Source organism: Hydrogenophaga laconesensis, from assembly GCF_031457235.1.
GTDB lineage: Bacteria > Pseudomonadota > Gammaproteobacteria > Burkholderiales > Burkholderiaceae_C > Hydrogenophaga > Hydrogenophaga laconesensis.
In genome coordinates this window covers 791946-806140 of the sequence record NZ_JAVDWE010000001.1, presented here as the reverse complement: position 1 = coordinate 806140, position 14195 = coordinate 791946, and the positions used below count along the sequence as shown (strand labels likewise).

The window sequence follows — 14195 nt, the reverse complement described above, 5'->3', positions numbered from 1 at the left end:
GCCAGCAGCAGCTGTTTCAGAGATAGCGGCTCGTTGTCCAGCATGCGCCAGCACCTCGATCTCGCCGCCGTGGAGACCTTTGTTCTGGTGGCCGAGCTGCACAGCTTCACGCTGGCCTCCGAGGCCCTGGGCATGACGCAGGCCGGTGTCAGCGCCCAGGTGCGCCGGCTCGAGGCCGCGATGGGCAGGCGCCTCATCGATAGGACGCCCAGGCACGTGCGCCTGTCCACCGAGGGCGAGGCCTTCCTACCACTGGCGCAGGATCTGCTGGCCGCGCAGCAGAGCGCGTTGGAAGGGGTGAAGGTGCCGGGCCGCGAGCTCAACATCGCGATCAGCGATCACGTCGCGGGGCCGGAGCTGCCCGAGATCATCGCGCGCGTGAACGCACACGATCCTGGCTTGCTCCTGAAGGTGCGCGTCGACTTCTCGAGCGAGGTGCGCAAGGCCTTCGAGCAGGGCGATCTGGACGTGGCGGTGATCCGGCAAGGCGCGCGGCGCGATGGCGATCTGCTCTTCGAGGACTGCTACGGCTGGTACGCCAGCCGCACGGCGCGACTCGCGGGCAAGCCTCTGCCGTTGATCACCGTGGTGGAGACCTGTGGCGTGCGCGCCCTCGCCATCCGTCTGCTTGTTCGCTCCAACGTGCCGTGGGTCGATGCGTTCCGCGGGGGAGGGGTGGCGACCGCCATCTCCGCGGCGGCTGCGGGAATCGGTGTGCTCCCACTTCCCCGCCGCCTCGCGACGGCGGGGCTCGTGGAGGTTGGCGAAGCCCTCGGACTGCCGGCTCTCCCGCCGGCCAAGGTCGCCATGCTGTCGCGCAGCGTCGACGGCTCCACGAAGGGCACGGTACGCACCTTGCGTTCCGCGTTCCGTGCGTCGGTGGGGTGCCGGTGACCCCGCCCGCGATGGCCACCGGCAGTGCCATCGGTGGGGGCCTGGGCATGGCTGCATGCCAGACCGAGCACCACGCCGGCGACGCCGAACGGTGCAAACGCCTCCTGGCCGGCGTGGGGAGCTGTGCGCAGGTGCGGGCCTGCCGGCCTCGGCCGGGAAGCCGACGGCTCACGCGCCTGCGGCCCGTACGGCGCGTTCCCTGGGATGTGGCGTTTTTGGATAACAGAAGTTTGCACGATAACTTCTTAGATGTTATTGTGCGAAAAGAGAGTTATGATGCAAGGGCAATGGAGAATTTCGAGGCAGAAGTGCGGGCGTACCTGCAGCAGGTCCTGGGCCTTCGCATCCAGGACGCAACGCCGTGGGCGGGTGCCGACGAGCTGCCGTATTTCCTGCGCGACGCCTTCCGTTTCAGCGAAATGGTCCTGCTGGGACAGGGCGTCGTGCTGGCCTTCGCGCCATCCGCGCAACGGCCGCCGCTCAGCGAGATCCGCAGGTGGATGGACAAGGTCCGGGCGGTATCGGGCAAGCCGGTGATCTACGGTACGGACGCGTTGGCATCGTACGAACGCAAGCGCCTGATCGAACACCGGGTGCCGTTCGTCGTGCCCGGCAACCAACTCTACCTTCCCGACCTCGGGCTGGATCTGCGCGAGTACTTCCGGCAGCGTGCTCCGGCGGCTGAAGAGGCACTGAGCCCTTCCGCTCAGGCCGTGCTGATCAGCGTATTGTTGAGACAGCCCTGGCAGGCCGAATGGCAAGCCTCGGCCATCGGGAGCGCACTGGGCTACACGGCCATGACGATGTCGCGGGTGGTCAGGGAACTCGCCAAAACCGGGCTGGCGAAGCCGTACGCCGTCGGGCGGTCGCGCTGGCTGCGGATGGATTCGCACCCGCGGCAGATCTGGGAGCGGGCAGCGCCGCTTATGCGCACACCCGTGAAGAGAACCGTGTGGGTGCCCGGGAGCGCAAACGCCGTCGGGCAGCTTCGGCTCGCCGGCCTCAGCGCCCTGTCGCGCCATACCCTCGTGGCTGAGCCAACCACTGTCGTGTACGCGGCTGGGCCGGCAGAGTGGAAGGCCGCCAGCAAGGTCGGCATGCAGGTGCTGCCCGAGCCGACGCCAGCCGCGCACGAGTGGCAGCTGTGGGCCTACAGCCCCGCTCTGGGGCCGGAACGGGCGACCGTGGATCCGCTGTCGCTGATCCTGAGCTTGCAGGACAGCACGGACGACCGGGTCCGAATGGCGCTGGATGAACTGAAGGAGCAACTGCCATGGTGAGGGGCCTGGATCTCTTCCGGCACTGGTTCGAGGAGCATGCAGACCAATATGTCCTGATTGGCGGCACGGCCGCCACGCTGACCATGGAGGACGCCGGCCTCCCATTCCGCGCCACCAAGGACCTGGATGTCGTTCTCCACGTCGAGGCGCTGACGCCTGCCTTTGGCGCGGCGTTCTGGAGCTTCGTGGAGGCCGGGGGATACGGGATCCGGCAGGCCAGCGAGACCGGCAAGCCGGTGTTCTATCGCTTCCAGAAGCCGGCCGACGAGCGCTTTCCGGCCATGGTCGAACTCTTCGCGCGCGCACCGGAGGGACTGGAGCCGGCCGCGGGCAGCCGCCTGACGCCGATTCCGATGGAAGAGGCCGTGTCGAGCCTGTCGGCCATTCTGCTGGACGAGGACTACTACGAGTTCATCCTGTCCGGCCGCCGCGAAGTGGACGGCCTGCCATGGGTCGGTGAAGACCGGTTGATCCCGCTGAAGGCCATCGCGTGGCTGGAGTTGAGCCTGCGCAAGGAGCAGGGCGCCAATGTCGATGGCAGGGACATCCGCAAGCACCTCAATGACGTGCTGCGCCTGTCCCAACTGCTGGCACCAGCGACGCGCATCCCTTTGGCGCCCAGGATCGGGGACGACCTCCGCCGGTTTCTCGATCGCGTCGTGACCGACGATTCGATCGATCCCAAGGCCCTGCAGCTGGGCGACGTGACGGTTCACGAGCTCGCGGCGCGCATAGCGCGAGCGTATGAGCTGGATCAACGAGACGGGGTGTCTGGATGATCGAACTCCGTCAGGCCATGAGGTTTCGCTCGGCGTCCGACTAGCGCACGCATCGTGAGAGGGTAGAAGGTGGCGAGAGGTCCAGAGTCTTGCCTGGCAGCAGATGCATTGCACCAATCGATTCGAATCGCTAAGGTTGAGACCATTCAGAGAGGCTCGTATGCGGAAAATCGTCTTCGTCGTCTTCTTGCTGCTTGGCATTGGGGCGGGATTTCTGCCAGCTCGCAACGATGACTGGGGGCTGCGGATCGTGATGATGGCTGTCGGCGCTCTGTTCGGTGGAGCGATCGGTGGCGCGCTGTCGCAGTTCGGGAAGCGACGGCAGCGGCCTCGCCAGCTTCGGAACACCGAGGAGGCTGATTCAATCGCCGGCTCCGACATGATGGGCCGCGAAGCTGCCTTCAACTATTGGCGAGATGAAGGTCATTTACCCTTCACGAAGCCCCCGCGCCCTGAGCATGGGTCCCATATGTTGGATGCCGATAAGAACATCTAACCTAGCTATTTCTTCAAGACGTCCTTTATCGCTCGCGTCGCGTTATCGACGAGCGGTGCAGCGTCCTCTTTGACCTGCTTGCCCGCCTGCAACACCAGGGAGCGTTCGGATGCAAGGGTGCCGTCGGCCGTGCTCGTGATCTGTGCCTTTCGGTCGAATTCGCCTTGGTCGGCTGACGTGAGCGCCCTGATGCGCTCTCCTTCCTCGCGAACCGTGCTCCGCAGCGACGATGGCGTGTTCGCTACAGACGCTGTCGACGTCGCCGACCCTCCGAAACCTATCACCTCCCCTTGATTTGATAGGTGACGTCCGGCAAGGTCAGGGGCTAGTGCAGGATCGCTGGAGTTCTGCATATGCTGTGCTCGAACATCGCTGAAGGCCGTGGGCACCCCTGTGCCATCCGAGAAAACGCGATTCGGCCGCAGGGACTGCCGCGCCAGTTCCGCCTCCATCAGGATGCGCGCAGAGGCGCTGTTACCGCCGTACTGTTCAGCGTAGCGGGTGAACATTGCAAGGTTGTGAGGATCCTGAGCGATGTCGATGGAGATGGTCTCCCCCCTTTCATAGGCCGTCGAGACGCGCTCGGCGAAGGCACTTCGCTCCGATAGGCTGGCGTCGGCGCGCTCCGACCTGGCTGTGCTCGTCGCAAGGCGGGCCGCGAGATCCTGTCCCTCACGCGCATCGCTGGCAACCACCGTCATGAAGCTCCTGTCTCTGGAGACTCGATCGCCAAACTGCTTGAAGTCGGCCAACTGCTCCGCGGTCATTGAGCCAAGGGCCTTTTGCTCGGCCGAGGAGAGGCTCGAACTGTAGTTCTTATCCACGGCGCCCCCAACGCCGAGACGAGCAGAGGCCCCAAAGGCAATGCGCGCCGCCTGGGCCTGTGTTAGGCCTGTTGTGTCCGCCACGCTCTTGCTGACCTGGTCGAGCCGGTGGAGCGTCTCGCCGAACTGTTCGAAGCTGCTCGACGTGGAGCCGCTGCTGCTGCGCGAAGAGTTCAGCTTGGCCATGCCCTTGGTGAAGGCTTCCGCGAGGACGGCCGAGCGCTCGGAGCTGGCCGCGATGGCCTCGCCGCGCGCAGCATCCACCTGATGGCTCGCCTCCTGAACGTCCTGCTCCGACACCCGCATGGAGACTACCCTCGACGCGAAGCCCTGGTTGCGCAGCAGGCTGACCGCGGTCCTTCCGGTGAGCGCGTTCGACGAGAAGGTATTGCCGCTGAGGTCGTGCTGCCAGCTGCCCATGAAGGCCGAGGTGCGTTGCGGCGCGAGCTGCATCTGGTCCATGGAGATGTTGCCCAGCGAGGTGTTCCCGACGGTCGAAGCAGCGGTCGCGCCCGAGAGGCTGGCCTGAAGGCCCGACAGGCCGCCCACGAGCGCGGTGCCGAAGTTCTCCATGCGCTTGAGCGCGGCCCAGGCGACGAACGGGATGCTCATCGCCAGGTAGCCGACGATCGCCTCGCCGGAGAGCGCGCGCGAGTAGATGACGGAGGAGGTCTGGAGGGTCAGTGCCCGTGCGCCCGTGCCGAGGTCCGCCGCGGCGGCCAGGTCGTAGGCCGCATAAATGGAGGCCATGTAGTTCAGCACGGCGTAGAGAGGCGGCCACAACTGGATCCATATGAGGATCGTTGCGTAGCCTTTGATGGCCAGCATGGTCTCGCGCCCGCTGGTCAGCATCAGCAGCAGCACCATGAGCGGGAACAGGACGTAGGTCAGCGCTTCGATGACGTTGCGAAACACCGGCAGCGCCTGCTCGGCCACCTTGCCGTAGTTGAGCCACGAGGCGTTCATCTGCGCCACGGCCTGGGCGCGGCCCACGGCCAGCACCATCGCGGCAGGATCGTTGACCTTCTGCCCGATGATCTTACCCGTGTCCTCCAGTGCGTTGAGCATGGCGTTTTGCCGGATGATGTCGGCGGCGGTCGCCGAGGCATCGGCGATGCTGTTCTTGAGGTAAGCCTGTTGGACTTGCCCCGCGATGGCCGCCGCCGCCGCGGTCGCGGGGAGCGTGGGATTGAGCTGGAATGCCAGGCGTCCCTGGATCCGTTGGAGCTGTGCGGGCAGCCGTCCGTTGAGGCTCTGGTAGACGTTCGGGCAGGTGTCCACCCCCACATTGCCGTTCGCGCCGGTGAGCGTGCTGAAGCGCGCTGGGTTGGGTGAACCCATGAGCGCCCAGACGTCACCCGACGCAGAGAACGCGGCAGGGTCGAGCGTGCCGTCGATGAGGTCGTAGGTCGTGCAGTTGTGGATGAAGTTGATCAGGTCGGTGCGGAAGTCAGGGCTCTGGAACACCACGTTGCCGGTCTCCCGCACGAGGCGATTGCCGAACATCAGGCCGTTGCGCTGGTACGCCAGTTCCTCCGGCAGCGCCCCGGGGCCGGGGATCTGCTGGAACGCCGTCTCGAAGAGTCCCGTGATCGTGTGCCCGACGGTGCTGGTCATGCTGCCCAGCAGCGCCACGCCGAACGGCACGTTGTCCACGACACGGACCGCGGAGCCACCGGTCTTGTCCACGATCCCCACGGTCACCTTCGGCACGATCAGGATGCTGAAGACCAGCATCACGGAGGCCAGCCACTTCCACCCCTCGAGCTTTTCCGGGGCGAAGGCGTAGGCGATGAGCGCGGTGACGAAGCCGCAGAAGGCCACCAGCGCCACGGCCGATGCGTAGTCGCCGGACGAGTGGACGGCCGCGGTGGCGTTGAAGATCCCGAACAGGCTGTCCGCGTTCTGGTAGGCGTAGATCTCCCACATGGTGCTGCCGCCCCATCGCCACTACCGGGTCACGTAGGCGGCCTGCTGGCCGAGCATGTCCATCACGTGCTGGGGCATGCTGGAGCGCAACTGGCGCTCCAGCTGTTCGAGGTGGCTGGCCACGGCACGGTATGAGCCGACCTTCTGGTACAGCAGGCTCTTTTCCTGGCTGAGCAGCAGCAGGATCGCCTGTGCGCGCTGGCGGATCTGGTTGGCCTGCTCGCGCTGGGTTTGCTGGAGCGTGTAGTCCTTGGCCAGCGCTGCCATGCCCACGCGCAGGTTGCGCTCCAGGAAGACATAGGCGTAATCGGCCGCGATCACGTCGCGGTACTGGCCGATCAGGCTGTCGGCCAGGCCCGAGCCGGGAATGCTGGTGCCGACCGAGAGCATCTTGTAGACCGGCTCCGTGGTCTGGTTGACGAAGCCGACCTCGGCCGAGTTGTTGGGGATGGGCGTGCGCGTCGCGATCTTGTCGGCGATCGAGCGCATCATGGCCTCGACCTTGGCGGTGAAGGGCACATGGTTGTAGGCGGTGTTGAGCGAGACGACGTCGCACGCCGTGTAGTCGTTGCAGCGCAGCAGGTGCTGGATGACGTTGTCGCCCGTGCCGGCGGCCTGGCCGTAGAGCAGCTGGCTGATCGAGGTGAGCGTCGGCGCGACCGGCTCCGGGTCGCGGCCGGACTCTTCGGGATAGTAGATGACGGTGCCGACCATGCTCATGATCAGTTCCCGCCCCGCGTCGTCGAGCGCGGCGCCGGTGTACTGCAGGGCCTTCCAGGTGAGGTTGCCCACGAACGGCGCCTTGTTGCGCACGTTGGCATCGCCCGAGGAACGCGCGGAGGACAGGATGCTGGGCCGGTCCGTGCCGCAGCGCTTGCGCGCCGCGTCCCGGTCGCTTTCCAGGCCCATTTCCATCGCGAGGTCCGCGCAGGTCTCCTGCGAGCTGTAGCCCACGGCCTCGGCCGCGGTGCTGACAATCGCCTTGGCGGTCTCGCAGGAGTTGATCCGCGCGTTGTTGATCCATGTCTCCAGGCCCTTGGCCCACTTGGTCAAACCGCCGAGCAAGGGAGACACGGCCTCCAGCGCGAGCTGGAAGGCGATGCCGGGCAAGGCGGCCGTAATGTTTCTCAACATGGCTTTGAATTCCTGCGCGGAGATGTGGCTGAAGCTGCCCCCGAAGACGTCGATCCCGCCGCAGCCCGCCTTGGCCGACGGGAACTGGATGGCGGCGAGCTGGTAGACCTTGTTGGGGGAGCGCATCATGAGGTTGCCGCCCGTGTAGGTGTTGTAGGTCTGGCCCCGGAAAGCGCCCGGTGCGGTGTAGTTGCCGATGGCGCCGAGGTTGGCGAACATGTCGTTCACCTCGCTGTTGAGGTCGGCCCGCGCGGACTGGCCCGTGGACAGCATCGCCAGGGACACGGCCAACGCGATGGCCCTGCTGCGGTGGATGGAGCGCGAGGGGGATGGCACGGGAACCTCCTAGGGCAGGGCCAGGTGCTGCGTTGCGCCCGGCAACATGGCTTCGCCCGCGGGCGACGTGACGATGGAGATGCGCTCCAGCAACTGCGACTCGGAGAGAACGCCGGAGCCGATCTGGGTGATCTTTCCGGAGGCGGGGTGGGCCAGGAACACGGCCGGCACCTGGGCGACGCGCAGCGCGGTGGCGATGCCGTTGTCGGGACGCGCGCGCGGGAATGCCGGCATGGGACCGCCGTCGACGCTCACCGCCTCGACCCGGATGCCGTGGCGTGCCTCGAAGGCCTGGAGGGTCGGGGCGAAGGCGTGGCAGTAGGGGCAGTCGCTGCGATAAAAGAAGATGAGGACGTGGTCGGCGCCCAGGGCGGCCACGGAGCCGGAGCGCTCGGCCCGCTGCTGCTGGTCAAAGACCTCCAGCGCCTGCGCGTTGACCGGGCGGCCCTGCAAGGTCGGGTCGAGCGCCGGGGTGGCCCAGGCGATGCGCTGGGCCATGTCGGCGAAGTAGGAGGCGCGGTCCACCACCTGCATCTCCAGCTCCATGTAGCGCCGCACGTTGGTCTCGGTCGGACGCATGATCGCGATGTTGCGCAGGTCTTCCAGCGCCTTCTGCAGCCGTTCGAACTCCACGAGCTCGGGCGGCCGGGGCGGCGCCAGCGGCCGTGCGGGCATGGGCGGGGCGGGGCGGGCGGAGGGCTCGCGCTCTTCGGCGGGAGGGTCTTCGTAGAAGTGCCAGCCGCGCCAGGCGTCCGACCAGTACGGGCGCGGCTCATCCTGGAGGGATGCGGCGGCGCCGTTCGCTGCCGCCGCCGTGCCGCCGAGCAGCATCAGTGCCAGGAGCAGCAGCCGCTGACGCGGGCAAGGAGCGTGGCCGGTCCTCATGGTGCCCTCACCGCAGCGACTTCGGCGGCAAGCCGTCGAGGCAGTAGTTGATGCCGAACTCGATGGTCTGCCTGCGCGGCGCGGCCACGTCGGGCAGCTTCACGCCTTCCTGCCAGAACAGCACCTTCAGCCGGCTGCAGCCCGGTTCGCGATAGCGCTTCTCGGTCGACACATCGATGTAGATGGGCGAGGTGGCCTCGAAGCGCTGGGTGATCGCGTCGGCGATCTCGCCGACGAGGACGCCATGCGCCATGCCGTCCGCGGACTGCAGCGCCGCCAGCAGGACGGGGCGGGCGTCCGCCACGGGGGTGCGGAACGTCTCGGCGCGTGGCTGCGCCATCAGAAGCGGGAAGAGGGCGGCGCCCGCGAAGGCGGCGGCCCGGCGCGCGGCGCAGTTCATTGGCACCTCCCTTCGCCGTAGTAGCAGTTGCTGGCGCGACCGGCGGCGCCGCTCTGCATCGCGCCGACGTTGGGCATGTTCGGGACGATCGAGGCATAGAACTCAGTGAGGTCCATGCGCGCGAAGTCCAGGGCCTGCAACTGCGCGATCGTGAAGCCCGAGCAGTCAGGCGCCTCGGCCGTTCCCCACCACTTCATGACCTGCAGGCGACCCTGCTCGTTGATGATCCGGGCCAGCACGGAGTTGAAGCAGCACTTGCTCGTCGTGTGCGTGATGCAGGAGACGCACTTGCCCAGGATCCGGATGCAAGAGGAGCAGTACGTGCCGACCGTGTGGCACAGGCGGGCGCCTTCCTTCATGGCGAGCTTGCCTTCCTCTTCGTCGCAGGACATGGCGGCCATCACGACGTAGATCACGATCGCGATGACGAGGCTCCATGGGTCGAAGGCCACGACCACGCTCTCGCCCGCGTAGAGCACCGAGGAACCGGCGGGCAGCGCGGTTCCGTTCACGGCGACCGTGACGCCGTAGGTGGTGAAACTGCCGGAGAAGCCGCCGCCCAGGAGCAAGGCCTGCATGCCCTGGTACAGGAACTGGCGGTTGCCGGCGTTCATCAGGGCGTCGAAGACCAGGCGCGAGCCCACGCCGAACATGCTCTGGTTGCTCATGCCCTTGCCCGCGCCGTCCGACATGCAGCAGTTCTTCAGCAGCCGGTCCCTGCAGCGGTTGGCCTCGCCCCGGAACACCTGCAGGTTGTCGGTGTCGAGGTAGACCCCGGCCTCGCGCCCGGCTTCCAGGAAGGACATGGCGCGGGCGAAATCCGCGTCGTTGGTGTAGGTGGTGTTGAAGCAGCTGCCGGCAATGCAGAAGACGTCCTTCGGGCAGTTGCGTGCCGTGACCGCGGAGCCCGGGGCGACCGGGCAGCTGTAGGTGTTCTCGGTGATCTCGCACAGCCCCGTGGCCGGGTTCGGCTGGCGGCAGGTGGTGCCAGTGGGCGTGCAGCCCGCGGTGGCCAGGGGCGCGCATTCGTCCGTGGGCGCGCCGTACTGGCAGGAGAGCGAGGTCTCGTAGCGCCAGCAGGAGCGGGTGACCGGCGCGCCGTCGATCTCCTTGGTGGCTGGCCCATCGACGCAGCGCGCCGCGCCGGTGACGGCGCAGCGTCCTTCTGCGTCCAGCGCCGGGCACTGGTCGTCCCACTGGTCGGTCTCGATGACGGTCGTGTGCGGCCGCTCGTAGCCCAGCGTCATCTGCGGGATGTACCCGTACAGCGGGTTGAGCCGGAAGCCCACCACGGGGCGGCTGCCGGCCGGCCGCCAGTAGGACCCCTGGAGGGTGCGCGTGATGTCCTCGCCCGGCGCGTCCTCGGGGTCCTCGCTGGGGGCGTAGCAGCGTCCCTCCTCGAGGTAGGTGGTCTGAACATCCCCGGCATCGCCTGCGGCGCCGGTCGTGTGGCCGATCCGGTCGCCGCTTTGCGTGCCGGCGGGGCAGGCGCCATAGATCTCCAGGAAGGGCCGTTCGGTCGTGCATTGCATGTCCCCCGAATCGCCGCCGCCACCCGTGCAGACCTGCCGGTATTCCTGGGCCACATAGCCGGTGACCCGGCAGTCGTCGCCATTGCAGCGGTTGTTGGCGACCCAGAGGCCGTTTCTGCCGCCGCCCATCGGATCCCCGCCGGGCAGCGGCGCCACGATCTGCGGGAACACGTACGCGCTGGTCATGTCGACGTCGAAGAAGGCCACCGGCGCGCCGCCCGCGGTCACGCGCATGCGCTGCTGCGAGGCTGGCTGGTCCGGCTTGCACTGCACGCCGAGGCCGATCGCTCCCGCGGTTCCCTGGGCAAACCACTCCCCGGGCGGGCAACTGCTGGTGCGCGAGACCGCCACGGACAGCGTGCGCGCGCAGGACAGCGCGGAAGCGCCGGAATACTGCCGGCACACGCGGGTCTCCGTGGCCGGCGTGGCCACCGTGTCGACCTGGCAGCCGGCGTAGAAGCTGGCAATGTCCTCTAGCTGGGTGGACGGGTTGGACGCGATGCGGCGGGCATCCAGCACGGCGGGGTCGTACGGAGACACCGGCTCGCGCGGCGTGTGGGCCGAGGCCCGGGCACCCAGCAGCGCCTGGCACACGGGGTCGTTCGGAGTCATCGCGCAGCCCGCTAGCCGGGCGCTGGTCTGCCCCGAGAGGTTGGGCTGCCCGTAGTAGAGCCGCTCGGGCGGCGCGTTCGTGTAGCCCGGCACCACGGCGGAGGCGTCCGGGGCATTGATCGCGCCGCGGATGACGGGATTCGCGGCCTGGCCCGCAGCCGTGCCCTCGGCGTGCGCGCCGGTCTGCGCCGCGGTCTGGGTGGTTACGAAGCAGGCGAGCGTGGCCCAGACCACGGCCCGGCGCAGGAGGAGGGAGAGCGTGAGAAGCATGGTGGCGCTACTCCTTCAGCCGCCGCAGAAAGCCCGCCGCGTCGCCCTGGAACGCCGGCGCAGCGCGCACCATGTGCTCCAGCGCATAGTCCAGGCTCACGTCGCCGGCCGCGCGCAGGAAGGCCTCGGGCGGCGCGCAGGTGCCGCTGGCGCACGAGACCGGGCGCGTGCCGTCGCGCACCAGCACGAAGCTGGGCACGCGCTCGATCGAGAACCGGTCGTAGGCCTGCGGGTCGATCTGCACCGCCACCTGGCGCGTGCCGATGAGCGGCTGCACCTGCGCCACGGTCTCGCGCAGCGACCCCTGTGCGAGTCCGCGCAGGATCACGGAGGCGCGCGCGCGCGCGGCCTGGTCGATCAGCCGCTGCAGCGCAGGGCGCGGCATGGACAGGCTCACGAAGACCATCAGCCCAGGCCCCTGCGCCAGCCCTTCCGCGGCCTGCATGGCGCCCGCCTGCGCGGCATAGCCCCGCGCCAGGGCCTCGAGGTCGATCGGCATGTTCGTCGCGGGCCGGGGCAGCGCATCGATGGCGGGGGCCGGCGCCGGGGGCGCCGCCTTCAGCTCCGCTTCTGCGGGCATGCGGTGCTTGCGCCGGGCCTGATCGATGTCCTGCTCGGTGACGGTGGGCTGCTCGCGGCGCACCCGCTCGAGGTCTGCATCGGTGATGGCGGGCGCGGCCGGACCCACGACTGGCCCGGCGGCAGGGGATGCCGCCGCGTGGACGGCGAGCACGAACGCCAGGACGAGCTTCCGCCCGCGGAGAAGGTCAGTAGCCCACACAGCAGTTCCTCTTGCGAAACAGGATGAAGGCGAAGTCCTCGCCCTGAACGGGGTACTCCTTGCCGGCGCCCCAGGTGACGGTCTGGCGCCCGAACGGCTGGCAGCACTTGCCGGCCTCCTTCGACGTGGCCGGGATCGGGTAGGTGAGCTGGGTCTTGTAGGCGGCCTTGTCCATGACCGGCAGGAAGTACGGCCCGCACAGGCCGGCCTGGCCGTGCCAGCCCCAGGCGATGAGTTCCCGGTGCATCTTGGCCGTCAGCCGCTGGGCCATCAGCGCCGCCGTGCGTACCCCGCCCATGTGGTACGGCACGTGGCCGTTCATCGGGTAGAGGCCGCCCTGGCAGCCCGCGCACCAGAACATCTCGCGGATGCCAAAGCCCATCGAGGCGGCGACGCAGTCGGCGGCGCAGGCCGCGACCGCCACGGGGTTGGCGAACAGCACCGCGTCGGGATTGATGATCAGCGTGAGCTCGTCGTCGGCCCAGAGCGGGTCGACCTCGGTGAGGTATGCAAGGTCGAAGCTGCCCTTCTCCAGGCAGGGGAAGTCGGTCACCACCTCGAGGTAGTAGAGGATGGGGTTCACGTAGAAGTGGGCCTGGTAGAACGATCCGCCGTCGCCGTCGCCCTCGGGACGCGTGAAGCGCGCGGCCTCCGGCGCGGGGATGCCCGGGTCGAGGTCGATGCCGCCCAGCGAGGCCAGGCAGAAGGGCTTGCGCACCGCCTCGACGTGGCGGGCCGGTTCCCAGAAGCCGATCGACAGGCCGATCACCGGGTTGACGCCGCAGGTGCACAGCGGGCTGCCTGGGTTGTCGATGTCCTCCTGCGAACCGAAGTCGCCGATGCGCGCGCCCCCGATGCTCAGGGGCAGGATGCAGCTCCAGCAGATGTCGGTGATCGGGTTGGGAAACCTGCCGGTGCAGGTGGTCGCGCCCGCGGCCGCGCAGCCTCCCGCCAGGAGGAGCCCGGCCAGCCAACGGAGCGTGTGGGTGAGCAGGCGCGGTTTCATCGCTCCACCTCCATCTCGTCGATGCGCAGCCGCTTGCCCTCCTGGGACACCAAGGCGGGCACCTGCGTGATCCCCAGGCGCCGCGTGAGCATCCCCTGCTGGTCGTAGTAGACCGGGACGCGCCAGGCCTTCATGAGATCGAGGTAGGAGCCTGCGGTCAGGATGGGCTTGACCTTGCCCTGGTAGTGGGCGACCAGCTGGTGCGCGCGACGCACTTGACGGGCGTCGCGCGCGTCGAAGAACAGCAGGTGGCGCGACAGGGAGACGATGTCCAGGGGATTGGCCTGCGTGCCGGCGGCGAAGAGAAGCTCGCCGTGCGCGCCCAGGATGTTGCGGTCGAGCGTGTAGGTGGGGTCGAAGTAGAAGGAGCGCGGAAACGCCGTGGTCCGCACGCCGGGGACCGGCACCGGGTTCCTCACCGTGTCGGTGCCGCGTGCCCGCGCCTCCTGCTCGACGCGCGCCAGCTCGCCCGAGCGCTCCTTCTCGCGCAGCCGTTCCTCGATCATGCGCAGCAGGTGCGGCTCGGTGATCCCGTACGTCGGCCCCAGCGCGCCGAGGTCCGTGGCGCGGGCGGTCGTGCCGCCACTGGCCAGCACGACGAGCAGGGCGGCCGACAAGCAGCCGCCGGGTCTCATCGCCCGGCTCCACGAGGGCAGGGGACCTGGGCCACCAGCCGGTCGCGCGCGGCCTTGTCCTGCAGCTGGGCAGCGCGCATCAGGCCCATGAGCGCCGGGTGTCCCTCGCCTTCGGAGATGGCCTGGCGCAGTTCTGCCGTGGTCGGCGCGCGGCCGCAGCGCAGTTGCACGGCCGCGATGTAGGTGCGTGCGCCCTGTTCGGCCGACGGAGCGATCTGCCGCAGCAGGCCGAGGTAGTCGGTGATCGGCATGTCGCCCTGGGCGGTGGCCACGGTGGATGCGCCGAGCGGACCGAACGCCGGGCTGGTTTGGGCGGGCGCGGCGCTTGCGGCCAAGCCCATCACGGCCAGCAGCGCGATCAGGTTGGCGCGATGGACAGTGTGGAATGCGGGAGGCATGGTC

The 14195-nt window shown here is 68.3% G+C and carries 13 protein-coding genes; 4 read left to right on the top strand and 9 right to left on the bottom strand.

Going from position 1 to position 14195, the window contains the following annotated elements:
• Positions 1-69: 69 nt before the first annotated feature.
• The 4 genes from J2X09_RS03895 (at position 70) to J2X09_RS03880 (ending at position 3449) form a co-directional block, all read left to right on the top strand.
• A complete protein-coding gene (locus J2X09_RS03895) occupies positions 70-894 on the top strand; it encodes a LysR family transcriptional regulator (protein ID WP_204731834.1) in 825 nt (274 codons plus the stop codon).
• 287 nt (positions 895-1181) lie between these two features.
• The gene (locus J2X09_RS03890) at positions 1182-2174 is read left to right on the top strand and encodes a hypothetical protein (protein WP_059400253.1); all 993 of its coding nucleotides are present in this window, start codon (positions 1182-1184) and stop codon (positions 2172-2174) included.
• On the top strand, positions 2168-2953 hold the full coding sequence (locus tag J2X09_RS03885; protein WP_059400254.1) for a hypothetical protein: 786 nt from the start codon (positions 2168-2170) through the stop codon (positions 2951-2953). Before J2X09_RS03890 ends, J2X09_RS03885 begins: the two co-directional genes overlap by 7 nt.
• A gap of 160 nt (positions 2954-3113) precedes the next feature.
• Positions 3114-3449 (top strand): hypothetical protein, encoded by a 336-nt coding sequence (locus tag J2X09_RS03880; protein WP_059400255.1) that lies wholly within the window; start codon positions 3114-3116, stop codon positions 3447-3449.
• Positions 3450-3454: 5 nt separating this feature from the next.
• Here J2X09_RS03880 and J2X09_RS03875 read toward each other — a convergent pair whose 3' ends face one another.
• The 9 genes from J2X09_RS03875 to J2X09_RS03835 are packed head-to-tail and all read right to left on the bottom strand — an operon-like array spanning position 3455 to position 14191.
• Positions 3455-6202, bottom strand: coding sequence for a conjugal transfer protein TraG N-terminal domain-containing protein (locus J2X09_RS03875; RefSeq protein ID WP_059400256.1), 2748 nt, complete (start codon positions 6200-6202; stop codon positions 3455-3457).
• Between the two features lie 21 nt (positions 6203-6223).
• Positions 6224-7672 (bottom strand): conjugal transfer protein TraH, encoded by a 1449-nt coding sequence (locus tag J2X09_RS03870; protein ID WP_059400257.1) that lies wholly within the window; start codon positions 7670-7672, stop codon positions 6224-6226.
• A gap of 9 nt (positions 7673-7681) precedes the next feature.
• On the bottom strand, positions 7682-8557 hold the full coding sequence (traF, locus tag J2X09_RS03865; protein ID WP_059400258.1) for a conjugal transfer protein TraF: 876 nt from the start codon (positions 8555-8557) through the stop codon (positions 7682-7684).
• 7 nt (positions 8558-8564) lie between these two features.
• Positions 8565-8957, bottom strand: a complete 393-nt coding sequence (locus J2X09_RS03860; protein WP_059400259.1) for a hypothetical protein — start codon at positions 8955-8957, stop codon at positions 8565-8567.
• Positions 8954-11371: a type-F conjugative transfer system mating-pair stabilization protein TraN gene (gene traN / locus J2X09_RS03855; protein ID WP_059400260.1), complete on the bottom strand. Its 2418-nt coding sequence runs from the start codon at positions 11369-11371 to the stop codon at positions 8954-8956. The genes J2X09_RS03860 and traN overlap by 4 nt, the downstream gene beginning before the upstream one ends.
• A 7-nt stretch (positions 11372-11378) precedes the next feature.
• Complete coding sequence (trbC, locus tag J2X09_RS03850) at positions 11379-12104, bottom strand: type-F conjugative transfer system pilin assembly protein TrbC (protein WP_242455308.1); 726 nt, start codon at positions 12102-12104, stop codon at positions 11379-11381.
• Positions 12105-12138: 34 nt separating this feature from the next.
• Positions 12139-13158 carry a TraU family protein gene (locus J2X09_RS03845; protein WP_059400262.1) on the bottom strand — a complete coding sequence of 340 codons (1020 nt, stop codon included), beginning with the start codon at positions 13156-13158 and terminating at the stop codon, positions 12139-12141.
• The gene (gene traW, locus J2X09_RS03840) at positions 13155-13775 is read right to left on the bottom strand and encodes a type-F conjugative transfer system protein TraW (protein ID WP_242455309.1); all 621 of its coding nucleotides are present in this window, start codon (positions 13773-13775) and stop codon (positions 13155-13157) included. Before traW ends, J2X09_RS03845 begins: the two co-directional genes overlap by 4 nt.
• 14 nt (positions 13776-13789) lie before the next feature.
• Positions 13790-14191, bottom strand: coding sequence for a hypothetical protein (locus tag J2X09_RS03835; protein ID WP_059400264.1), 402 nt, complete (start codon positions 14189-14191; stop codon positions 13790-13792).
• Positions 14192-14195: the final 4 nt, after the last annotated feature.

Bases quoted from the DNA above. Each gene is read 5' to 3' on its own strand.
- J2X09_RS03860 (WP_059400259.1), bottom strand. From the start codon at position 8,957: ATGAACTGCGCCGCGCGCCGGGCCGCCGCCTTCGCGGGCGCCGCCCTC.
- J2X09_RS03885 (WP_059400254.1), top strand. From the start codon at position 2,168: ATGGTGAGGGGCCTGGATCTCTTCCGGCACTGGTTCGAGGAGCATGCA.
- J2X09_RS03835 (WP_059400264.1), bottom strand. From the start codon at position 14,191: ATGCCTCCCGCATTCCACACTGTCCATCGCGCCAACCTGATCGCGCTG.
- J2X09_RS03880 (WP_059400255.1), top strand. From the start codon at position 3,114: ATGCGGAAAATCGTCTTCGTCGTCTTCTTGCTGCTTGGCATTGGGGCG.
- J2X09_RS03845 (WP_059400262.1), bottom strand. From the start codon at position 13,158: ATGAAACCGCGCCTGCTCACCCACACGCTCCGTTGGCTGGCCGGGCTC.
- J2X09_RS03890 (WP_059400253.1), top strand. From the start codon at position 1,182: ATGGAGAATTTCGAGGCAGAAGTGCGGGCGTACCTGCAGCAGGTCCTG.
- J2X09_RS03875 (WP_059400256.1), bottom strand. From the start codon at position 6,202: ATGTGGGAGATCTACGCCTACCAGAACGCGGACAGCCTGTTCGGGATC.
- traF (WP_059400258.1), bottom strand. From the start codon at position 8,557: ATGAGGACCGGCCACGCTCCTTGCCCGCGTCAGCGGCTGCTGCTCCTG.
- traN (WP_059400260.1), bottom strand. From the start codon at position 11,371: ATGCTTCTCACGCTCTCCCTCCTCCTGCGCCGGGCCGTGGTCTGGGCC.